Below are 23,482 nucleotides of genomic sequence, written 5' to 3'. Positions count from 1 at the left end.
AGCATGCCACTCACCGACGGTATTGGCGAGGCTTCGGCACTGCCGATTTCAGACGCTTCATACAAATCGTTGCTTGAAGTATTTCCCGGCATTTCCACCGCCTTGACGCGCTCGGTACCGGGGAGGAGGATCGCTGAATGAGTGAATCCTGAGGGGGGCTCACTCGGGGGAGGATTTGTCATGGATATCGGCGTCATCGAACGCAATCCAGCAGCAAAACCGGCGAAGGCGGGGAGTGGGCAGTTCGGGCTGGCCGGTCCCGAGGCGGACGACGACCCGACCGCCGCCGCCGAGCGGCTGGAAGAGATCCGTCAGTACCATCTCGACGTCTACGCCAAGCGGGACGTCATCACGCAGACCACCACCGCGGCCGGCGACCATGTCGACTGGGTGCCCGCGGGATCGCAGACCGACGGAGCTCCGGCCAAGCCGCCGCCGCTGGAGGAGACCGGGCACGACCCGGAGCGCCCCGCCGTACCGGCTGCCCGTGGGCTGTTCGCGCTGGACGACGAGCAAGGACCGCCGGAGTGTGTCCCGGTCCTGCGCAAGGATGTCGACAAGCTGCGGCCGGTCGGCACGCTGCAGGATTACCTTGCCAAGGGCCCCTATCGGCGTGAGTTCACGCCTCCGGACAACCCGCACCCGCCGGCGATCGGCGCGGACCACAAGTACGCCCACGCGTACCAGTTCGTGAACAACTACGGCACCGAGGGATACATCAACACCTGGAAGCCCTATGTGCAGTGGTCCAACGAGTTCTCGCTCGGTCAGCTCTGGACCGTCCGCGGCAGCGGCGCCGCCCTGCAGACCCTCGAGGTCGGAGCCCAGACCTACAAGGACATCTACGGCGACTGGGAGCCGCACCTGTTCATCTACTACACGACCAACGCCTACTCCCAGAGCGGGGACAACCTCGGCGGCTACAACACCGACGTCAAAGGCTGGGTCCAGATCGGCACCTCCTCGTTCCCCGGTATGCGGGTGGCCGAGAGCGTCGCCGGCGGCGACCAGTACGACCTGCTGATCAAGGTCCAGCTGTACCAGGGCAACTGGTGGGTCCGGATCGGCGGCGAGTGGATGGGTTACTACCCGGCGAGCCTCTACAACGACACCGGTCTGCGCTCGATGGCCGATCGGGTCGATTGGGGCGGCGAGATCGTCGACGACGCGGACAGCCACCCGGAGCCGACCAGCACCCGGATGGGTAGCGGGGCCTTTCCCGCCGCGGGCTGGGGCAACGCGGCGTACATGCGCAACCTCCAGTACCAAAGCGATGAAGGCGGTACGATGACCGGGCTTCAGGGCGTGCCACAGGTGACCAACGCCGCGGCGTACGACATCACCACCGACTTCACCGGCACCACGGGCTGGGGCTCCAACTTCTACTGGGGCGGACCTGGAGGCGTGTGACGTGACGGCAGGGGACGACTTGCCTCTGGTTCTGCCCTCGGCACCCGACGACGAGTACGAGTGCGTGCTGGCCGATCCCGAGGCCGCCCGCGCCCCGTCGGCGCCCGAGCCCGGCGAGTCGAAATGCCCGCCGGGCTACGTTCCACGGCTCAAGCGTCGTCCGTCGTACCGGCTGCAGGGCAAGGAAGTGCAGTCGGACCAGCCACCTGAACAGAATCCGGCTCCGCCGCCTAACGGCTGAACGGGGCCACCGGCAACCAACCTGACCGAGGGGGACAGGGCGATGCCAGGAGCTGAGCTAGGGCGATTCTCCCGCCTGAGCGCGAATCTGGAGACCATGCGCCGGATGGGGCCGCTCCGGCCTGGCGTTCCACGCTCGCAGATCACCGTGCCGATCAGCCCCGATGGACGGGTCGACGACACTGTCCTGTTCGAGGACCCTACCGACCCCGCGAAGGTCTACTACCTCCCTCGTTACCGGCTCCGCGTCACACCGGCCACGGGTCATTACGAGATCACGACCTCGCTCGTGGACGGCCGCTGGCGGATGACGTTCGGGCTGGAGAGCTTCGCGGCACCGGAGATCACGCGGGCCGATGCCCTGATCTTGCCGCACGACCTGACCGTCAGCGTTTCGTCAGCCGGGGAGCTCGCGCGCGACTACCCCGTCGCCGAGGTCACGCCGGGGTTCGGCCCCACGCAGGTTCGACCCGAGGTCGTTCTGCTGCTCACGTTGCCGGAGCGCGATGCCCTGCTGCGTGCCTTCGTCCGCGACGAGGAGAACGCACGACTGGTGGTCCATCGCGGCATCACCGTCGCTGTCCGGGCCGCCGCGGTGGGGCCGCGCCCGGACGTCATCTTCGTCGCTCAGCCCGATCAGCTCGGGACGCACGTGGTCCTGCCCGACCTGGTCATCAACGCTCTGCCGAATCCGATCCCCGAGCAGTTCCAGCCTGTTCCGTTCCCGGATCCGGATCCGGGTCGTCCGGATCCCCGCCCCGAGGAGCTGGAGCGACTGCTCGAGCGCCACCACGACGACATCGACAAGCACGTCGTGGAGCACATCGACGAGCGGGTCGTGGAGCGCGTCGACGATCACGTCGGGGAGGCCGTGCAGCTCGAGCGGCAGAGCCGGCAAGTCATCCGGGACGCCGTCCAGCTGAACCAGGTGAACTTCCGTCAGCGGCTCGCCGTGGACCGGTCCTTCCAGCGCCTCTTGATCCAGCCGGAGGTGCCGGCCGCTCCCCTGCTGCGAGCGACCTTGCGCCGTCCCGACATTGGCGTGTTGTCGGACGGAGACGGACCGTTCAACCCGTGGCTCAGGCTCAAGCGCTTCCCCGGACGGTTCCCCATTCCAGGTGAGCCCGACCCGGTTCCGGCACCCGAGCCCGAGGCCCGCTTCGTCCTGGTCAGCAACACGCAGGACATCGCCCTGCAGCTCCGGTTCGACATCGAAGCCCACCCGTATCTGTTCCCGTCGGGGCAGCCGCCGGCCACCAAGGGTTTCACCACGCTGGTCGTACCCTGGCCGGCCGACGGGCCCTCGTCGCGCAACCACGTCTACTTCCAGGATCAGAATGCCGGCAACGTCTTCTACTTCCTGCCTGACGTCTTCCTGATCGGTCAGCGCGAGGAAGCGCCGTACGGGCCGGAGTTGTCCTTCACCGTCGGCCGATCGATCGATGCCCAGACCAACGCCGAGCGGGCGCTGGCGCTGATGGGTGTCCACCTCGTTCCCCAGACCTCGCCGGCCCGGCTCTTCGCCGCGGCAGCTGAGCTCGCCAAGCACATTCCCGGTGGCGGCGTTGCGGAGCTACGACCCGCCGTTCATCAGGCGACCTGCACGCTCGACCTTCCTGGTGGCGCGATCACCACGCATGCGGCTCCGGATCTGGTGCGCGGCTGGTGGGTCTCCGAGAGCTTCGACTTCGACGCGCTTCGCGATGTGTACGCCGTCCTCACCACCAACGGTCCTGGCGCCGTACTGCGTGGACGCGTCGACGTCAGCGTGGACGACGACAAGCATCAGGTGCCCGTCGAGCTGCGGCTGGACAGGCCCGCCGTACCGCCGTTGTCGTGGACCGAGAAGCCTGGTGCCGACGGCGCCATCACGGTCACCCTGCTCAACGTCGGCGAGGTCGACCTGACCGTCCCGGTGTTGCCAGCCTGGACCGACGGGATTCCCGCCGCCGTATCCGGAGCGCTGCCAGCCAAGCTCGGCCCTGGTACGACGCTCGACCTCATCGTGACGCCTGCCCAACCCGGCGGGACCGACGTGATGCTCGACGTCAGCGGCGTCCGCGTCATCGTGGATCCGGAGAAGGCCGTCAGCCAGACCCTCGACCGCCGCGTCGAACGCCTCCCCCGGGTGATCAAGCTCATCACCACCGCCGGTGGCCTCGGTACCTCAGGCGATCCGGAGCGCGATCTCTCGATGATCGGCATCCAGTTCGAGGGCGTGGCCAGTCCCGTCGTCGTCGATCACACGACCCTGCAATCCGACGTCGCCGTACCGGTCCCGCTCCTGGACTGGCTGCTCAACCGCGGACTCGGGTCGTTCCGCTTCCGGCAGACCCTCGTGCACGTCTCGGGACGCAACACCCAGGACACCGACTGGCGCTCCACCGACAGCAACCTGCTGGCGCTGCCGCAACCCTAGGAGGAGCCATGTTCACGGGACTTCCGGACTTCGGCCAGGCCCACAGGTCGGGTGTTGCCGAGGGGTACGTCGCTTTCGAGCAGCCCGGCGTGTTGTCCGTCGTACCGGCTTCGCTGAACGCCGAGCCACTGCAGGTCGACGAGTATCTGCAGGAACGCGACGACCGCATCGAGCAGTTCACGCTGGTCACCGCCGGGTTCACCTTCAACACGGCGATGGACACCACCAGCCGGGTTCCCGGGCAGCCAGTGCTGCGGGCTCGGCCTGCTCCGCTGGGTGAGGGTTGGGTCCGGCTCGTCGCACCGGCTGATCTCGACCTGCCGGCCGACGTACTGGCCGCACAACCTTGTGACGCCACGGCCGGAGAGGTGCTGCCGACGCTGGTCCGCCTCGATGGTGTTGCCGGTGAGCTGTTGACCGGCAGCCTGCGGGCCGGACTGCGCACGCTCGGCGCTGTCGTCCTGGTGACCGTTCGCGGGGTCGCTGCCCGGTGCTCGGGCACGTTGACCGTGGACGTCGATGCCATGGCGCAAGGGATCGGGATCTCGCCAGTGCGCCCAGAGGACCTCCGCGACCGGATACGTGCCGGACTGCCTGGCATCAAGGTCAGCAATGGTCCGGATGACGCCGAGCTGTTGGCCGCGGCTGTGCTGGACCGCATTGTGACGCGATTGGCCGTTCCAGTGTTCGTCGACGACACGGAGGCCGGTTGGCAGTTCCCCGACGTGCGGCCAGGAACCTTCACCTGGGAGCTGAGCGAGGCCGAGATGGCCACTCGGCTGTTGCGTCTGACCTGTGACCCGATGCTCGGTGAGGGCGGGGACGAAGGCATTCGCCGTCATGAGGTGCGGCCTCTGACTGACGGCCGCGAGCAGGTGACTGTGCACAGCACACTGCCCGCGATGCCGGCTGGCATGGTCGCGGCCACCGTTCGCCTCACCGCTCCCCCGGTTCCACCGGGCCGCCCGTTCGCAGCCGAGGCAAGCGCTACTTTGTTGCCCCCGGCACCGGCTTTGACGACCCTCCAGCTCGCGTCCGGTGAAGCGCTCTCCTACGACCTCGAAGGTTCGGCGGTGCTTGAGACCGACCGAGTGCCCAGGACAGTCAGCGGGGAAGGCCGCCACGTGACAGGCGATTCCACCCCAGTCGTGACGCCGGCCGATCTCGGCGTACGGCTGATCTCTGTCTTCGCCACCGACGACTTGCTCGACCTGGCTGACGTGACGGTCTCCACCCGCGCCACCCGGCTCACCCGGGATCCGTCGGTCTTCGTCAGCCAGACTTCGCTGTCGGCGGCGCAGAACCGAGCCTGGCTCGCCGTTCCACGGGACGCCTTCGAGGTGACGATCGAGGCCACCGCGACCACTCGCGGTCCGGCTTCACGCAGCACGCGGCAATTGTTGCCTGACGCCCCCATCTGGCTCGATCCGTTCTCGTTCACCGATCCGCCGTGGGCGGAGCCCGACGAGCAACCGCAAGTGGTCGAGACCGGCGGCCTGCGCGTTGTCGGCCTGAAGGACGAGCCGGACTGGCGCTTCCTGCCGCTGACGGCAGGCCCGGCGCTGAGTCCGGACGGCGCACCGCAGCTGTCCCTGATCGAGGCCGGCGGCATCGCCATGCTCATGGTCACCACTTCATTGCTGGTCTCCGATGCTGCGCAGGAGACGGCGCGGCAGCTGTGTCTGGCGGCCGGCGCAGCCGCCGACGTCCGCCTCTCGCCGGCGCCGTTCGAGGTCGAGGGCGCGGCCGAACTCGTCGTACTGCGCGATGGGCAATTGACCTCCCTGGCCGCCGCGGGGACGTCCAACACCATCACGCAGGAAGCCTCGTTCAGTACGGCGCTCACCGGGGCCGACCTTGCCACTGTCAAGCGGGCGCTGTCCGGTGCGGCCGGACTGCTCGCCGTTCGTTACTTGCTCAGGGTCGCGGTCTCCGGGCCGCTGGCGCTGGCCCTGGCCGGGGGACCCGGCCCTGTGCTCGTCGTCACCGACGCCAGCACCTGGCGGCACTGAACCACATCCAGGGGGAGAGGACCTTCCAATGCTCAAGCTCGACAACGTCCGCACACTCGAGAACCACCAGGTCCACGGCGACGACGACCCGGCCCGCTCGCACGTCTTCTACCTGCTCCCCCGGTTCCCCCGGATCGGGCGCCTGGAGAACGGCGGGCTGGCGCTGCGGTTCGTCGAGTACGACGCCATCCGGGTCGCCGGGGAGAGCCAGTTCGGCGGGTTCGTCGCCTTCGACACCGACCTCAGCGTGCTGCCGGAGACCGAGGACAAGATCCGGCAGAAGCTGCAGGAGGAGGTCAACAACCGGATGGGCGGCAACGGCCCGAAGGTGGAGCTGCAGACCGTCCCCTGGCTCAAAGGCGCGGTCCGCCTCGTCCTGCAGCAGGACGGCAAGATCGTCGAGAAGATCTCCGGATCGACCAGCCCGTCCCTCACCGGCGAGAACACCGCCTGCTTCTTCCTCGAGCTCTCGGTCCTCGGCACGGCCATCTTCAAGGAGACCCTCAGCAAGGGCTCGTCGTCGGCGATCCAGGTGCTGTACGACCTCGACCACTACTGCCGGCTGCCCGAGGCCAAGGCCTGGGGCACCTGGCACGCGGACGCGTTCTACTCCTTCTGGCAGGACGTCGACATCGAGGACAACTTCTGGAGCGAGGACAGCTACACCGAGGTGACCCACAGCGAGCGCTACCAGCACGAGGTCACCGAGACCCACTTCCAGCCCGTCGACGACCCGAATCTCACACCGGAGCAGCGCACCCAGTTCGACGCCTGGGTGCACGAGCTGATCACCAAGCAGCTCGAGGCCGGCGTCCAGCGCAACCTGCTCCAGGCCTTCCAGGCCGTCGACCCCAACGTCAAGCAGCTGACCGAGGACCAGGACTTCGAGAACGTCCACCGCGAGGTCACCAACAACCAGATCAGCGACGTCCGGGTCGAGTGGACCGAGGCCAAGGCGATCATCCGGACCATCCACCCGAACGGCAGCCTGCCGACCGTGACGAGTCTCAAGGACGCCGACGGGCAGCAGCTGAAGTGGGAGGACTACTACTCCAAGGTCAGCGTCGACGAGTTCCTCCGCTCGCTCCGGCTCAGCATTCGCGTCGATGCGGACTTCGCGGCGTACGGGATCACGCTCGTCGAGGTCAAGGTGCGCTATCCGCACGGCGAGAACGCCAAGACCGTCGAGGCCACCTTCGGCAAGGACGACGTCGGCAAGCCGCAGAAGGCGGAGTTCATCGTCGCCGACAAGATCCGCAAGTTCTTCTGGTCGTACACCGTGCAGTTCGAGGGCGACACCCCGGCGTGGACCTCGGTGGAGCAGGAGGACGACGGCACCGACCTCAACGTCAAGCTCAGCAACCTCCCGGTGCTCAAGCTCGACATCGTCAACGGTGACATCAACTTCGAGCAGGTCAGCCGGGCCCGGGTCCGGGTCCGCTACGAGGGCGGCGACCACCCGATCGAACGGTTCTTCAACTTCACCAAGGACGCCGAGGAGCACAAGCTGCTGGAGGTGATCGGCAAGCCCCGCACCGGCGACGTCAGCTACCAGACCACCTACACGATGAAGGGCGACGGCCGCGAGATCACCGGTCCCGAGCTCACGACCGACGCCGACATCATCTCGATCGACGACCCGTTCCGGGCGCTCAAGACGGTCACCTTCGTGGCTGTCGGCGACCTGCAGGCCGACATCGCCGACATCTCGGTCCAGGCGACGTACACCGAACCCGGCAACGACTACCAGCAGACGTTCGGCGTGAACCTCAGCGGGGCCGGCAAGACGTTCGAGACCTGGACCTTCCCGACCATCGACGAGGCCAAGGGCACGCTGTCGTACCAGGCGACGATCGGGCACCAGGACGGCACCAGCGAGGACGTCGACGTCAGCGACGCCAAGGGCACCAGCTTCAAGCTCGGCCGGACCTTCGCGGACAAGCTCGACGTCCGGATCGTCCCCGAACTGCTCGACTGGACGAAGCTCAAGCTGGTCAACATCTCGCTGCGCTACGAGCACAGCGTCCCGCCCAAGACCGACGACTTCCTGTTCCGGTCCGGCGACACCACCAAGCAGACCTGGACGGTGTTCCTGCCGACGGGTTCCCCGGCCACCTACGCCTACACCGCCACCTACTTCCTGCTCGACGGCACCCGGAAGACCGAGGAGCTGAAGGACGTCACGACCGAGTCCATCTTCCTCGAGATCCCGGCCTGAGGCCGCGCCATGTTGCTGCTGGACTCACGCTGCGCCGTACTGGACGGCATCTCGATCTTCCCCGACCACGTCGACCCGCTGCAGTGGTACTACCTGCCGACCCAGCCGCACCTGACGGTCCTCGACGGTACGCCGATGTTCCAGCTGATCGGATTCCGCGGCGCCAAGCAGGGCGGGCTGCTCTCGTTCGACTGCAACGTCGGCCTCGAGCAGGCCCGCATCGATGCCCTCAAGCAGCGGATCCGGTCCCAGTTCGACCTCGACGACGATCCCCGGCTCGCCGCGGTACCGCTGGAGGACGGCACCGTGCATCTGATCATCATGGGCACGGACACCTCGGCAGCGGCTCCGCCCGACGGGGAGCCGGTACCCGAGCCGCAGTTCGTGGTGAAGGCGGTCCACAACGCCAAACCCTCGCTCTACAACGAGAATCAGGCCTCGTTCTCGGTCCTGCTCGACGAGCCGGGTTACGCACTGGTCCGGGCCACGCTGGATGCCGCGATCCTGCCGATCGCCGTCGTCTACTCCCTGGACTACCTCGCGCTGCGGCCGGCGTACCAGGTGTCGTTGACGATCGACTGGGACCGGGTGCAGAAGCATCTCGACGAGTCCTTCGGTACCAAGGCGTGGATCTTCTCGGCCGACATCTCCAAGGTGGTCGACGAACTCGACGAGTCCAAGGCGATCGACCTGCGCGCCGACACGTTCGTTGCCGAGGACACCGATGGGGTGATCGATCGCCGCGATGCCGCGCTCGCCCAGGTGAAGGCAATGATCACCACCGCCTTCTTCGAACCGAGCCTGCCGCCGTGGACCCCGGAGAAGCCGTCGGACTGGGAGCGGGCGCTGAAGGCGATCGGCGACTTCGCCACTCAGCAGGCAGCGTGGGCAGCGGGCGGTCCCGCGGTCCAGAACCAGCCGGTGACCTTCAGCTACAAGAAGACCGACTACACCCGGATCGATCGCAAGCATCTCAACGTCAACTTCTCCGAGCGCACCACGGTCCGGCGCTCGATCTATCCGCAGGGCCATCTCGCCTCGCTGTTCGCGGCGATCGCCGCGTCACCCGAGCTGCTCGGTCGGCTGGTGCGCGAGGTGCAACCGAGCGAGTTCTTCGCCCGGCGCAAGCTCCAGGCGTACTACCGGCCGAACCGCGGCGCGCCGTACATCGACAGCATCGAGGTCCGGGCCCAGTACGGCGGCATCGTGCGCAACGGGCTGCTCGCGCCCGACACGTGGAGCACGAGCTTCGAGTGGATGAGTGACCTCGACGACGCCGGTGTCATGCGGCCGGAGGTCGACTACTCCTACAAGGTCCGGTTCAAGGACGTCGACACGTCGGAGCGCCCGGGCGAACTGAGCAGCGGTCGCGAGACAGCCCTCGCCGAGACGGCGTCACTGCTGCCCGAGGACGAAGTCTTCATGATCAGGTCGGTGAGCCTGGTGGCCGAGCGGATCCCCTGGAAGCGGTTCGACTCGGTCGAGGTTCACCTGCGGCACCGCGACGAGCCGCACAAGATCGACGAGCAGGAGGTGTTCCGGCTCACCGAGAAGGCGCCGACCGCCGGCTGGCCGATGTTCGTGGTCGATCGGGACAAGACGTCGTACGAGGTGCGCACTGTGATGCGGGCCGTCGACGGCAACGACGTCGACAGCGGCTGGGCGATCAGCGACGAACCAGAGGTCGCCGTCCGCAACCCGTTCCGGGCCCGGACGTTCAGCGTGCTCGCCAGCGTGTCGTGGGACGAGATCCGCGACGTGTTCGTCGACGTGCGTTACGCCGACCCGGACAACGACGTACTGATCGAGGACACCCTGCATCTGAGCCGCGGCCAGGACGCGCCGCCGTTCGTCGTCGACTTACGGGACCCGACCCGGACGGCCATCGAGTACACGGTCACCTTCAGCTATGTCGACGGCCGGGTGAAACAGCTTCCACCGTCGGTGACCTACGAACCGCGGATCATCGTCGATCCCAAGACGCACGGGCACCGAGTCGTCGAGGTCCGCCCTCCGCACGACTGGAAGGCGCGAGGCGTCGAGAAGATCTCGCTGGAGCTGCGCTTCGAGGACTTCGTCGAGAACCTGAACAGCGCCGCCCTGCTCGAGCTCGACGGACCGGACAGCCGGGCCCGGTTCGAGTTCGACTATGCCGACGTCACCCGGAACCGCTACGAGTGGAAGTCGGTCGTCCTGTTCAAGAACGGCCTGCGGCACCTCACGAACTGGACGGCGTCGGCCGACCCCGTTCTGACGCCCCGGCTCCCGTAGCCGGCGATCGGAGACCGACGATGCTCAGCCTGGAGAAGCCCATGGTGGTGGACGGAATCACCGTCTACCGCGACCACGCCGACCCCAGCCGGTTCTGGTACCTACCGGGCCGGGTCGCCTTGGCCCACCGCAGTGACGGGGCACCCGCGCTGTCCCTCCTGACCTACCGGCCGGCCGAGGCCGGCGGGGTCTCGAAGGGCGGCGGGTACATGATGTTCGAGAGCACTATCGAGTTGCCCAAGGCAACTCTTCGCAAGATCGAGTCCAAGGTGAGCTCGGAGCCGGGAACCGTCCTTCCGGTCACCATCTCTCCCCCGCCGTTCGAGAACGGCACCGTGCAGTGCATCGCGCTCGACCTGCAAGGCTCCGGCGGTACGACGGCCACGGCGCCCCCGGCAGGCTCGTTCCGGGCGACCGAACAGATTCTCGGCGCCACCGTGCCGACCATGGACGCGGCCAACCGGGCAGCCTTCAACCTCGTGCTCAGCCAGGAGGGCGCGATCATCATGGAGCAGGCCCTCAAGGTGGGCCTGACACCGGTCGGGGTCGTGTATTCGCTGCAGTACCTGGCGTTGCGGCCAACCCTCGACGTCACGATCACGGCGCGTCTCGACCAGGTGTACACGGCGCTGACGGCCGGCATCGAGGGTCAGTACATGTACTTCAAGGTCGGGCTGGAAGCTGCGCTGGAGTGGTTGCACTCCACCGGCGTGATCGACATCAAGGTGAACAGGTTCACCGACGACGCCGACCAGAAGGAACAGGAGAAGTGGGCCCTCCAGCTCTTCACCGACCATCTGCTCGGCGACTGGTTCAAGCCCACCCTCTCCCCCGGCAAGCTGCCCGCCGGTACGACGCCGACGCCGACGCCGACGCCCAATCCCGTCCCGAACCCAACGCCCAATCCAACGCCGAACCCGACTCCAACACCGAACCCGACGCCGACGCCGACGCCGACGCCCAACCCGACCCCGACACCCAACCCTGGCCCGAATCCGAACCCTGCGCCCGCTCCCACCCCGAACCCGACTCCGGCCGGGCCTGCCAAGCCGGCACCGCCTCCCGGTGGGAATCCGCAACCCAATCCTGGTCCGCCGCCTGTCGTCGCCGCGGCACAGCCGACGGGCGGCGTCACGATCGCGATTCCCGAGGCGCCGCTGCCGGCCGCCGTACTGCAGCAAGAGTCGAGCTCACCGAACCCACTGCCGGCCGGCCTGTCGGTGACGCACACGGCGGCGACCGCGGGCAGCACCGAGACGCTACGGATCGCCGGTGCCGGCGCGCACGTTCGCCTGGCCGGGCAGGACATGCCCCTGGCAGCAGACGGCACGGTGACGCGAGTGGTGAACCCCGGCGAGTCGGTCCGCGTGGACGTCAGCTGGGACCAGCCCGGCGCTGGCGAGATCTTCTGCCTCTTCTTCGACATGGACAAGCCCGCCGTGAACGGCTGGTCCACCCAGCCTCCGAACGCCGAATTCCGTGCGTACGTGGAGAACACGACCACCGACCCGCGCTTCCGGTCGGCGACCGGCATTCAGCAGATGCAGGGCGACGGCGCGTGGACCGGTCCCGAACAAGGTGCCGACCGGCTGGCCCGATGGATCGCTCAGTTGCCACCGCCCCGGCAGGTAGAGGTGCGCGGCTATGCGAGCCACGAGCACACGAGTCCGGAGGCCGATCCCGTCCGGGCCGCGTACAACCTGCGGCTTTCCCAACGCCGGCTCGATGTGGCACTTGCCCTGGTACGGCGAGCCGGCGGCGACCCCGTTGTCAAGCAAGCACTCGGTGACACCGTGGCTGCGGCGCGACCAGGCAGTCACGGGCCCTTCGGCGGCGACCCGGACAACAGGGTCGCGCAGATCCAGTTGCACGGTGCCGCGACGGGCCCGACCTGGAGCGGCGTCCTCCACCGCGCAGCCGCGCCCGCCCCAAACCCTGGCCCAAACCCCGGCCCGAACCCCAACCCAGGACCGAATCCAGGACCGAACCCGGGGCCGAATCCGAACCCCGGACCCAACCCCGCGCCGAATCCCACCCCGGGACCGAACCCGAACCCGACTCCGAATCCCACCCCGACCCCGAACCCGGGGCCCAACCCCGCACCCAATCCGAACCCAGGCCAGACGCAGCTGCCGACGCTGGCGGCGTTCAAGCTCCGGTTCGTCCGGCAGGAGGAGCGCCGCGAACTCACCCTGCACTACCAACGAACCGAGGCGGTCCGCAAAACCCTTGCACCACAGGGATTCGTCGGTCTGCTCGCCGGTGACCTGGACGCCGCGGAGAAGGTCGTCACGCTCATCGACCTCGACCACAAGTTCTTCCGCCAACTGGATGTCACCGCCCGGATGCCCGGCGAGATCAGCGACCTCGGGCTGACCGAAGCGCAGTTGTCCATCGACTACGGGCCGGCCAGCCACATCCGTCATGGCGACCTGGTGTTCACACCGCAGCAGACCGCCGCGCAGACGTTCACCACGTTCCTCGACGACAAGCTGACCCTCACGTACGACGCCCGCCTGGACCTCACGTTCGACGCGACCACCGGCTGGGAGGGTGACGCGCTGCGGTACTCGATCCCGCTACCGGGCTCGACCGACCGCGACATTGTCATCAACCCGTACGAGCACCTCGACCTGCGGACGATCCGCATCGAGCCGGGTGACATCGATTGGGACGTGGTCGACCTGATCGACGTGCAGCTGAAAGCGACCGGGTACGGCGATCGCGACCTGCGGCATCTGGTGACGCTGCGACGGGACAGCGCGAATCAGGTCTGGCGGCTGCGCGGAGCACTTCCGGCGCCGGCGGATCGGAAGGTCACGGTCGTCTTCGTGCAAACGCTCAACGACGGTACGGTCGAGCGCACCGAGGCCATGCCGGTCGAGGACTCGCTGGTCCGGGTCGACGATCTCTTCACTGACGCGTTGAACCTGGTCCTCGTACCGTCGTTCCCGGCCGCCGGGGTGGACCGCGTCATCATCGATATCGAGTACCACGACAAGCCGCACAAGTACGACCGCGTGCTGCGCCACGAACTGCCCGGAACCACCACCGAGCCGTTGCGCCTGCGTATCCCGCTGCGCGACCCGGCCCTGCGCGAATACAGCGTCCGGTTCACCTTCACCGGTCCGGCCGGCTTCGACCAACGAGCCTTCGTGAAGACGACCGAGGAGGTAATAGCCATCCGATGAGCGCGCTGCCACCTGGAGCGCCCGCAGTGCACAGAGCCTTCGGCCGGCTGCGCTCCATCCGGACCACGGATGCCGACGCGGCCGAGGACGCCGTACTGGAGGCGCTCCGCCCGCTCGCCAGCTCAACCTGGCCGGAGATCGCCTGGCGGTACGGCGTACTGACCGCCACCGGGTATCCGGTCGAACTGGCTTGGACGTCGCGAGACCTCGCCCTGCGGTGGACGTCTGAGGTGGCGGGTCCGGAGGTGCCCGAGGTGGACCGGCTCGGGATCGCGGAGGAGCTGGCGCTGAAGCTCGCAGGAGTGCGGCTAGACCTTGCGCGATGGAGTGAGCTGCAGTCTGGCAGGCCTCTGCGCTGGGGAGCTTGGCTGGGGCTGCGGCAGCTCGACAATGTGCAGCGGGCCAAGGTCTACCTCGAACTGCCGTCCGGCAAAGTCGCGGCCGGTCCGTGGTCCGAAGCCTGCACGCAGTTCGCCGCGCGGCTCGGCGATCTGACCTGGCGGATGGCGGGTGTCAACGACGACGGTTCGGTCGAGCTCTACGCACGGACGCCGGAGCTGACCTGGCCGGACCTGACCGCGGCCGCCAACCTGATCGGTGCCGAGGGCAACCTCTCTGCTCTGGTCCGCGAGCTCATCGAGCACAACCGCGCGGCGCCACCTCGACCATCCGGACTCAGTCTCGTCCTGGATCCGTCGGGCGCGCCGGTCGCGGTGACCTGGTTCGCGATCGCGAAGTTGATCTGGTCCAACGACGCCGCAGTCCAGGAGGCTGTGCTGCGGACGACTGAGCTCGTGAACCCCGCAGCTGGCTCGGTCGACCTGTACCGAACCTTGGCATCCGGACCGGACGACGGCCGCTGGCGGCACGGCATGGTCGGTATCGGAGTCGACCGAGCCGGTGGCACCTGGCTCCAGACCGGCCTCCGTCCCACCTGACCGGCCAGAGCCTTTGCGGTTGGCTCGCCGTCAGCGTAGCCAGGAGTAGCGATGGACGATCGCGAGGTTGTTCCAGCGGTCGGCCAGGCCCCAGGTGCGGCCGGCGGCGAGCACAGTCAAGGCGACCAAGGTGATGGCACCGAGGATGTGGTCGTCGATCACCGGGTTGGTTGTCAGTGGCAACGAAGCGCCCCACATCATCAGGTAGAGCGCGACTCCGGCCACCGCGGCGAAGCGCAGGGCGACGCCGAGGGTGAGGGCGAGCCCGATGCCGGCCAGGCCGATCATGAACAGCGGCGTGACCCAGAAGTCACCCACCAGCGAGTGGTAGAACCCGGCGAACGGGCCTTCGGCCCCTTTCAGGAATCCGGCCGTCGGGTTACCGCCGTCGATCCATCCCTTGCCCGACGGGGTGGCGTATCCGAGGCCGAACACCTTGTCGACGAACGCCCAGAAGAACGTCAGTCCGAACGCGATCCGAAGGACGGCGAGCACGCGGCCGGCCGTCGTACCGGCCTTGGGTGCGGTGACCAGGAAGTCGGCGGAGGCCGGGGTGCGGTGGCGGTTCGGGGTGATGGTCATGAGCGCTCCTTGAGATTCGATGTGACACCTGAATGCTGTCGTCGCGGGGCCGTCCCCGTCAGGGCCCGTGGTCCCCGGCAAAGGTGCCGGAAGACCTGACAGGTCAGGACCTCGACGGCACGATCGCGACTGGGCAGGTCGCGTGCTGGAGGACGCCTCGGGAGACGGAGCCGAGGAGGACGACGGACAGGTGCCGGCGGTGGTGTCCACCGAGGACGAGGATCTGCGCCTGGACGGCTTCGGTCACGTCCAGCAGGCTTTCGACCGGATGCCCACGCCGTACGTCGAGCTGGAACTCCAGCTCGGGATACTTGTGGCGCCAGTGCTTCGCGACCGCCGCGTAGTGCAGATCAGCGGTGGCCGTCCAGTCGCTTTCGACAGTCATGACCATGGCCGGGTTCCAGCCGTAGACGGCGGGCAGATCCCAGACGTGAACCAGCCACAACGGCACATTGCGCTCAACTGCCAGCTCGACGGCGAACTCGACCGCCGCCTCGTCATCGTTGGAGTCGTCCAGCGCGACGACGACCGGCGCGTGGTTCTCCGGCGCGGTCCAGCCGACCGGTACGACGACCACCGGCTCCTGGCCCAGATTCGAGACCGCCTCGGAGGTGGATCCGAGCAGCAGGCGTTTGAAGGTACCCATTCCGCGTCGTCCGACCACGAGCATCCGGCTGCCCTCGGCCGCGGTGGCCAGTGCGACCGCGGGCGAGCCCTCGACCAGCACCGCTTCGTGGTCGAGATCCTCCCCCTGCAGCTTCATCCACTCCCGGACGTCGTCGACCAACTCCGCCTCGCCCTGCGCCGTGGCGACCGGCTCGTAGTACCGGGTGCGTTTGCTGTCTTCTTCGACGACGTGGACGGCGTGCAGCGGCTCACGGCGCAGTAGGGACTCTTGCAAGGCCCAGGTGAGCGCTCCGGCCTCGCGCCAGGCTTTGTCGATCCCGACCTGGATGACCGGCCGGACAGGCATCGTGGCTTGGCCCGACTCGCGTTGTGCAGGAGTCGGTACGACGGTTCCGGGTGACGACATGGTGGAGGACACGATGGATCCTTCCGTTGCGGGAGTCTGATCGTGTCTCCCGCCGGCCGGTCACCGGCAGAGCCGCTAGTCACCCCTTCAGGTGCCGAAAGACCTGCCCGGTCAGGACCACCCTCAGTGAGCGAGGGCGTCGACATGACCGGTCAGTTCGTGCGGCGCTGTGGGCAGTGCCGCGGCCATGGGCTGGATAGCGAGGCCGGTCGGGAGACGCGTGGATGCCGCAATTTTCACACTGTTCACAATTTCGCAGCATCGAATCCACAGTGTTCCGCAGAATTGTCGGATGACCATCATCAAGTGGGCGAGATTTGCCACCGCACTTCTGACCGCCGCCAGCATGGTTCCCGCAATAACCGCACCGCTTTCGCGCAACCGCACATATTACCTTGATCCGTCCGGGTCGGACACGTCGGACGGCCTGTCGCCGAATTCCGCCTGGCAATCCCTCGACCGGGCGAACAGCACGAGGTTCTCGGCCGGAGACAGCCTTCTCCTGCGTGGTGGAGCGCATTTCACCGGGACGCTGCACCTTGACGGTGGCGACGCCGGAAAAGCTCTCCAGGGGGTGACGATCGGGGCGTACGGCGGGGGCCGGGCGACCATCAACAGCCAGGCCGGTCCGGCGGTCTTTGTCCGTAATGCCGCCGCCGTCCGGATTCGCGACCTGGTGGCTGCCGGGGACGCGGCGGCGTACAACACGGCCGGCGGTATTGTCTTCTACAATGACGCGAGCAGCGGGCGGGCATTTCCCGGCGTCACCATCAGCGACGTCGAGGTGAGCGGATTCAACAACGGGATCGAGATCGGTGGCCCGCGCGCCGGTTTCCACAACGTGGTGGTCACCCGGGGGGTCGTGCACGACAATCGGGAAGCCGGTCTGGTCACCTACGGTCCCCCGTTCGACCCCAGCGCCCCGCGGTACGCGAATGCGAATGTCTCAGTGACCTCGGTGGAGGCGTTCCGGAACGCCGGCGACGCGACCAACACCACCCGCAACACCGGCAGCGGCATCATCCTCGGCAGCGTGCACGGCGGAACGGTCGCACGGTCCAGCGCGCACGACAACGGCTGGCTGTGCACGGCCGGCGAAGGTCCGGCGGGAATCTGGGCCTACGACTCCACCGGCGTGGTGATCGAGCACAACGTCGCCTATCGCAACCTGACCGGAGGGACGGTCGACGGCGACGGGTTCGACCTGGACCAGAACACCTCGGACTCGGTTCTCCAGTACAACCTGGCCTACGACAACGACGGTGCCGGATTCCTGCTCTACGCCGCACACTCCGGCCTGCACAACAAGAACAACGTGGTGCGCTACAACGTCAGCAGCGGTTCCCCTCGCAAAGGCAGCTGGTACGGCGGGATCACGGTGGCCGGGCACGTCAGCGGAGCGCAGGTGTACGGCAACAAGGCGGTGGTAGCAGCCACCGGTGAACGGCCCGCGGTCCGGCTGTCCGGACCACTGTCGAGCATCGTGGTCCGGGACAACGTCCTGGTCGCCGGGGACAACGGGCCGTTCATCGCTGCGGAGGGTGTGGACAGCTCCGCCTACGTCCTCCAGAACAACGCCTACTACGGTCCTTCGGGGGTACGGCGTTAGGCGCTGGCCCGGCCGAGTCCCCGGACCGTCCAGCTCGCTGCTCGCCAGCGGTCGAGGGACAGTGCGTTGCGGCCGTCGACGATCCGGCGATGACTGACGACCTGCGCGAGCTCCTCCGGATCGATGTCGAGGTACTCCTGCCACTCGGTCAGGTGCAGGACGACATCGGCCTTCTCACACGCCTTCGCGGCCTCGTGCGCGTAGTCCAGGCTGGGGAACGCGGCCCGCGCGTTCTCGATCGCCTCGGGATCGTGCACCCGGACATTGGCTCCCTGCAGCTGGATGGTCGCCGCCACGTTGAGCGCGGGCGAATCCCGGACGTCGTCGCTGTTGGGCTTGAACGCCGCGCCGAGGACGGCGACATTGCGACCGAGGAACGAGCCGCCGACCAGCTTGCGCGCCAGACCGACGACCCGCTGCCGCCGCCGCATGTTGATCTCGTCCACCTCGCCGAGGAACGCGAGCGCGTCGTGCACCCCGAGTTCCTCCGCGCGCGCCATGAAGGCCCGGATGTCCTTCGGCAGGCAGCCGCCGCCGAAGCCGAGTCCCGCCGACAGGAACCGGTGCCCGATCCGGCCGTCGTACCCGATGGCCTCGGCGAGGGTGACCACGTCGCCGCCGGCCGCGTCGCAGACGTCGGCGATGGCGTTGATGAACGAGATCTTGGTCGCGAGAAACGCGTTCGCCGAGACTTTCACCAGCTCCGCGGTGGCCAGGTCGGTGCGGATGTACGGCGTACCGGTCGCCAGGATCGGCGCGTACACGTCGCGCAGGATCGCGTCCGCCTTCGCCGACACCGTGCCGACCACCAAGCGGTCCGGGCGCAGTGTGTCGTCCACCGCGAAACCCTCGCGGAGGAACTCCGGGTTCCACGCCACCTCCGCTCCGGCGCCCGCCGGGGCGAGCTCGGCCAGCCTGGCTGCCACCGCGGCCGCCGTACCGACCGGAACGGTGGACTTGCCGACGACCAGGGTTTCCCGGTCCAGATGCGGCGCCAGCCCGTCGATCACCGCGTTGACGTGCTTCAGGTCGGCGGCGTGCGATCCGGGCTTCTGCGGGGTCCCGACGCAGACGAAGTGGACATCTCCGAAGGCGGCAGCGTCGGCGAGCGAGGTGGTGAATTTCAGCTTGCCCGACCCGACGGTTCGGGAGAGCACTTCGGAAAGTCCTGGTTCGAAGAACGGTGGCCGGCCGGCGGCCAGCGCTTCGATCTTCGCGGTGTCGACATCGACGCCGAGGACGTCGTGGCCGAGGTCGGCCATGCAGGCGGCGTGCACCGCGCCCAGATAGCCGGTTCCGATGACTGTGATCCGCATGTCAGAGCTCCTCAGAGGACGAAAGATTGCCGTAGCCATGGGGGTTGAGCTTCTGGAACCGCCACGCGTCGCCGCACATGGCGGCGAGGTCCTGAGTGGTGTGCCAGCCCCACTCCCGCTCCACCCGGGTCGAATCGGCGATGAGCCTGGCGACGTCGCCCGGACGTCGGCCCTCGATCCGGTACGGAATCGGCCGGCCGCAGGCTTCGCCGAACGCCTTGACCAGCTCGAGAACCGAGACACCGGTGCCGGTGCCGAGGTTGAACACCCGCAACCCCGGTTCGTCGGCGAGATGCTCGACGGCCAGGCGATGACCATCGGCGACATCGGTGACGTGGATGTAGTCCCGGACGCAGGTTCCGTCGGGTGTCGGGTAGTCGTTCCCGAACACCGGCAGCTCGGGCAGCCTGCCGACGGCGACCTGCATCAGGTACGGCATGACGTTGTTGGGCAGCCCGAGCGGGTCTTCGCCGAGCTTCCCGCTCGGGTGCGCGCCGACCGGGTTGAAGTAGCGCAGCGCGATCACCGCGAGTTCCGGGTACCGCGCACAGGCATCGGCCAGGAGCTGCTCGCAGATCCACTTCGATCGGGCGTAGGGATTCGTCGGCGCCGCAGGGTCGTCCTCGGCCAGTGGCACCTTGGCACTGGAGCCGTAGATCGAACAGGAGGAGGAGAACACCAACTGGTGCACTCCGTGGGCGTGCATCGAGCGCAGGAGGCTCGTGGTCCCGCCGATGTTGATGTCGAAGTAGTCCAGGGGAATCCGCATCGACTCCCCCACGGCCTTCTTCGCCGCGAAGTGGATCACCGCATCGATCGGGTGCGCCTCGAACACCGCGTCGAGCGCCGCCCGGTCACGCAGGTCGGCCCGGTAGAAGGTCAGCGGGCGTCCGGCCAGTTTCTGCACCTGGTCGATCGCACCGGGGGAACTGTTGGAGTGGTCGTCGACGACGACGACCTCGTAGTCGCGCGCCAGCAGCTCCACACAGGTGTGGCTGCCGATGAACCCGGCTCCGCCGGTGACCAGCACTGTGGCGGGTTCTGTCGAAGGGATCACCACTGGAACACCTCCGTTACATAGGTGGGGAAGAGCGCAATCCCGGCGGCGAGGAACGGGACGGTGAGCGCGGCGACGAAGAGCGGTGCGCGGACTGTCTCCGTGAGCGCGCGGCGACGTCGTACCGCGCTCCTCTTGGCCGACTCGGAAGCGTGCAAAAGGCACACCGCGAACGTCACGGTGGTGTAGACCAAGGCGCCGAGCAGGCACAGGAAGACGTACCCGGCCGCCCGACCGGTGTGCTCTCCGGCGAGCGCGGCGGCAGCCATGACCACACTGATCACCGCGTACGGCGCGATCAGTCGGACCGGCAACGGTTCGAGCCCGTCGACGGATTTCGGCGTGACCTTGAACGTGACCCGCCGTGGCCGGATCTGCTGTAGTACGGCGGCGCAGACGCCCCAGGCGACGAACGGCCACCGGGTCAGACAGTAGAGCCAGTTCTCCCAGCTCAGGATCGGGGCGTCGACCGGCCTGAGCAGACCGCGCCGGCGAAGGAGCAAGGTCAGGAGGACCAGCCAGACCGAGATGGCCCACCAGTGCAACAGGAACGTCAGGTAGTTCACGGTGATCCACGGGACGCCGGTGATGGCCGCGATCGGAGGCAGCGCCAGCCCGCAGGCGGTGGTCAGCGCGATCAAGATGTAGAACGACAACGCGTACAGGAAGCGGAGGCGTAGCCGCCACGGCAGGCGGTGCAGATGCCGCGGGACAAGCCCGAGCAGCACCGTCGTCAGGCTGCGGGACCATTGGAACTCCTGGACGAGCATCGCCGGGAACGTCAGCGGGCCGTCCCCGTGCGCTTCCGCGCTGATCGCGAACGCGCCCTCCCAGCCGGCGGAGTTGAGCAGGAAGCTCGTCGAGAAATCCTCGGCGAGCTCGGGCCCGATGCCGCCGATGTCCCGGACCGCCCGCGTGCGGACCGCGTAATGCGAGCCGATGCAGATCGGTGCCAGACCGCGGCTGTGCCCCAGCTGGACCGGGCCATGGAAGTTGGCCTCCCGATGCAACCTGCCGCGGGCCGACCAGGACACGGTCGCGTTCGCGTCGCACACGCTGGGTGCAGCGACATAGCCGACCGCTTCGTCGGTGAAAGGACGCACCATCTCGGCGAGGTAGGTCCGGGCAGGGACGTGATCGCAGTCGAGCTGGGCGACGACGTCGTACTCCTCGTACCCGCCATGGTCGTAGAAATAGGCGAGATTTCCTTCCTTGCAACGCGTCCGGCGCGGCCACTCGTCCCGGTGGTAGGCGGCAACCCCGAACCGGGTGGAGATCCTGACGCCATGCTCATCACACCACTGGGTGATCTCTGGCGTCGGCTGCTCGTCACACAGCCACACGTCGTACAAGTAAGGGAAGTCCTGCTTCAGCATCGCGCTCAACGTCGCGCGGGCGACCGCCCACGGCTCCGACGGCGCTCGGGTGACGACGAACGCGACCCGCAAGACCGGGATCGCCGAGGCGCGTCCGACCTGGCGGAGGCGGTTCACCGCGATCGCGAAGTAGATCGGCTGGCACGAAAGATAGAGCAGCAGCGCGCTGTTGATGATCAGGCCGGCCCAGCTCACTCGGTGCTCTGGGCGCAGCCACCAGACCCAGAACCAGATGACACAGGCTATCCAGCCCACGGTCAGGACCGCGATACCCGCTCTGTCGCGCAGGCCCAGCGCGGGAACGAACGTGTCGGGATCCACCGAACGCCGGGCGACGTCCGGCCTGAATTCCGGCCCGCTGGGCGCGATGGCGACGACGTTGCCGACGGACAGCCGGCTGATCTCCGCGGCAAGCTCCAGCTGGTCGGTGCCGCTGTCCTTCGGCGTGGTAGCGGGCGGGGCGGCGAACCGGGTATCCGAGAGGTTCACCGGCGGGCCTAGCTTGCCTGGAGCTGGCCGAAGGCAACCGCGCCGCTGCCGCCGACCTGCTCACCCGCGACCAAGGTTGCAGCTGCGGCGACCTCGTCCGGCCTGCTGCGGAACCAGTCCACGGTACGGCGCAGTCCTTCCTCCGCGTCGACCTGCGGCAGCCAGCCCAGCTCGCGCTGCGCCTTGGCGATCTCGGGGCGACGCCGGGTCGGGTCGTCGACCGGCAGGCGGTGGTACTCGACGGCCGAGGGCGACCCCGTGATCGCCAGGACCAGCTCCGCCAGCTCGGACACCGTCCGTTCGCGCGGATTACCCAGGTTCACCGGACCCGCTTCCGATGAATCGATCATGGCGACGATCCCGCGGACGAGGTCGTCGACGTAGCAGAAGCTGCGGGTCTGGCTCCCGTCGCCGTAAATGGTCAACGGGTCGCTGTTGAGGGCCTGGGTGATGAAACTGGTGACCACGCGGCCGTCGTGCGGGCGCATCCGCGGGCCGTAGGTGTTGAAGATCCGCAGGATTCCGGTATTGACGCCGAGGGTCCGCCGGTAGGCCATCGTCAGCGCCTCGGCGAACCGCTTGGCCTCGTCGTACACGCTGCGGGGACCGATCGGATTGACGTTGCCCCAGTAGTCCTCACGCTGGGGATGCACCGCGGGATCGCCGTAGATCTCACTGGTCGACGCGAGCACGAAGCGGGCCTGGTTCCGGTCCGCCAGGCGCAGTGCGTGCTCGGTGCCGCGACTGCCGACCGCGAGGGTCTCGAGTGGACGCTGATGGTAGTCCGGCGGCGAGGCCGGGCTGGCGAAATGGGCCACCGCATCGACCGGACGGTCGATGTCCAGGCCGGCACTGACATCGGCCTTCACGAATTCGAAGGCCGGCAGTTCGAGCAGGTGCCGGATGTTGGCCGGGCGACCGGTCGACAGGTCGTCGACACAAATGACCGAGTCGCCGCGATTTATCAGGAAGTCACAGATATGGGAGCCGAGGAAACCGGCTCCGCCGGTGACGAGAACGCGCATCACAATACCCTCCGAAAGATGGTGCGGGGCGGTGAAGGGGAAAGCGCAACGAACTGGCAGCGGACGTACCGAAAGACCTTGCGCTGCAACGTCTTTCGCCCACTGAATAGGGAGAAACCTGCGGGATGACGCGGGATCAGGGCGCCGGTGCAGGGGTCATACGTTCGCTTACTTTTCGATGCCGATCGTAGCGAAACAAGCGATACGATCGCACCGGAGATTGCTGTGACCCGAGTCACAATAGAGGTTTAACCCACGGAATTGTTAATCCTCGGCAATATAACGGACCGGCATTC

Annotated in this window: 15 protein-coding genes; 9 read left to right on the top strand and 6 right to left on the bottom strand. The window is 67.6% G+C overall.

Going from position 1 to position 23,482, the window contains the following annotated elements; genetic code table 11:
- Positions 1–180: 180 nt before the first annotated feature.
- From ACFVWG_RS20070 to ACFVWG_RS20035, 8 genes are read left to right on the top strand one after another with little or no spacing between them, the layout of a single operon-like run.
- Positions 181–1,410 carry a neprosin family prolyl endopeptidase gene (locus ACFVWG_RS20070; protein WP_391544832.1) on the top strand — a complete coding sequence of 410 codons (1,230 nt, stop codon included), beginning with the start codon at positions 181–183 and terminating at the stop codon, positions 1,408–1,410.
- Positions 1,411–1,429: 19 nt separating this feature from the next.
- The gene (locus ACFVWG_RS20065; protein ID WP_391544831.1) at positions 1,430–1,651 is read left to right on the top strand and encodes a hypothetical protein; all 222 of its coding nucleotides are present in this window, start codon (positions 1,430–1,432) and stop codon (positions 1,649–1,651) included.
- A gap of 42 nt (positions 1,652–1,693) precedes the next feature.
- Positions 1,694–4,069: a hypothetical protein gene (locus ACFVWG_RS20060; protein ID WP_391544830.1), complete on the top strand. Its 2,376-nt coding sequence runs from the start codon at positions 1,694–1,696 to the stop codon at positions 4,067–4,069.
- Positions 4,070–4,077: 8 nt separating this feature from the next.
- Positions 4,078–6,081 (top strand): hypothetical protein, encoded by a 2,004-nt coding sequence (locus ACFVWG_RS20055; protein ID WP_391544829.1) that lies wholly within the window; start codon positions 4,078–4,080, stop codon positions 6,079–6,081.
- A 28-nt stretch (positions 6,082–6,109) separates the two neighbouring features.
- On the top strand, positions 6,110–8,299 hold the full coding sequence (locus ACFVWG_RS20050) for a hypothetical protein (protein WP_391544828.1): 2,190 nt from the start codon (positions 6,110–6,112) through the stop codon (positions 8,297–8,299).
- 9 nt (positions 8,300–8,308) lie between these two features.
- Entirely contained in the window at positions 8,309–10,570 is a 2,262-nt protein-coding gene (locus ACFVWG_RS20045) for a hypothetical protein (protein ID WP_391544827.1), read from the top strand.
- Positions 10,571–10,590: 20 nt separating this feature from the next.
- Complete coding sequence (locus ACFVWG_RS20040) at positions 10,591–13,761, top strand: hypothetical protein (RefSeq protein WP_391544826.1); 3,171 nt, start codon at positions 10,591–10,593, stop codon at positions 13,759–13,761.
- The gene (locus ACFVWG_RS20035) at positions 13,758–14,699 is read left to right on the top strand and encodes a hypothetical protein (protein WP_391544825.1); all 942 of its coding nucleotides are present in this window, start codon (positions 13,758–13,760) and stop codon (positions 14,697–14,699) included. Before ACFVWG_RS20040 ends, ACFVWG_RS20035 begins: the two co-directional genes overlap by 4 nt.
- Before the next feature lie 30 nt (positions 14,700–14,729).
- Here ACFVWG_RS20035 and ACFVWG_RS20030 read toward each other — a convergent pair whose 3' ends face one another.
- Positions 14,730–15,281: a hypothetical protein gene (locus ACFVWG_RS20030; RefSeq protein ID WP_391544824.1), complete on the bottom strand. Its 552-nt coding sequence runs from the start codon at positions 15,279–15,281 to the stop codon at positions 14,730–14,732.
- A gap of 103 nt (positions 15,282–15,384) precedes the next feature.
- A complete protein-coding gene (locus ACFVWG_RS20025) occupies positions 15,385–16,326 on the bottom strand; it encodes a universal stress protein (protein WP_391544823.1) in 942 nt (313 codons plus the stop codon).
- Positions 16,327–16,606: 280 nt separating this feature from the next.
- On the opposite strand from ACFVWG_RS20025, the gene ACFVWG_RS20020 reads away from it, so the two are divergent.
- Positions 16,607–17,923 carry a right-handed parallel beta-helix repeat-containing protein gene (locus tag ACFVWG_RS20020; protein WP_391544822.1) on the top strand — a complete coding sequence of 439 codons (1,317 nt, stop codon included), beginning with the start codon at positions 16,607–16,609 and terminating at the stop codon, positions 17,921–17,923.
- On the opposite strand, the gene ACFVWG_RS20015 is transcribed toward ACFVWG_RS20020, so the two are convergent.
- From ACFVWG_RS20015 to ACFVWG_RS20000, 4 genes are read right to left on the bottom strand one after another with little or no spacing between them, the layout of a single operon-like run.
- Positions 17,920–19,239: a UDP-glucose dehydrogenase family protein gene (locus ACFVWG_RS20015; RefSeq protein ID WP_391544821.1), complete on the bottom strand. Its 1,320-nt coding sequence runs from the start codon at positions 19,237–19,239 to the stop codon at positions 17,920–17,922. The genes ACFVWG_RS20020 and ACFVWG_RS20015 overlap by 4 nt on opposite strands.
- A 1-nt stretch (position 19,240) precedes the next feature.
- Positions 19,241–20,296: a UDP-glucose 4-epimerase GalE gene (gene galE, locus ACFVWG_RS20010; protein WP_391544820.1), complete on the bottom strand. Its 1,056-nt coding sequence runs from the start codon at positions 20,294–20,296 to the stop codon at positions 19,241–19,243.
- Complete coding sequence (locus ACFVWG_RS20005) at positions 20,293–22,161, bottom strand: glycosyltransferase family 2 protein (protein ID WP_391544819.1); 1,869 nt, start codon at positions 22,159–22,161, stop codon at positions 20,293–20,295. The genes galE and ACFVWG_RS20005 overlap by 4 nt, the downstream gene beginning before the upstream one ends.
- An 8-nt stretch (positions 22,162–22,169) precedes the next feature.
- Positions 22,170–23,186, bottom strand: a complete 1,017-nt coding sequence (locus ACFVWG_RS20000; protein WP_391544818.1) for a UDP-glucuronic acid decarboxylase family protein — start codon at positions 23,184–23,186, stop codon at positions 22,170–22,172.
- Positions 23,187–23,482: the final 296 nt, after the last annotated feature.

This window comes from Kribbella sp. NPDC058245, from assembly GCF_042882005.1.
GTDB lineage: Bacteria > Actinomycetota > Actinomycetes > Propionibacteriales > Kribbellaceae > Kribbella.
The sequence above is the reverse complement of the archived record's forward strand: the minus strand, read 5'-3'. Positions and strand labels throughout refer to the sequence as shown.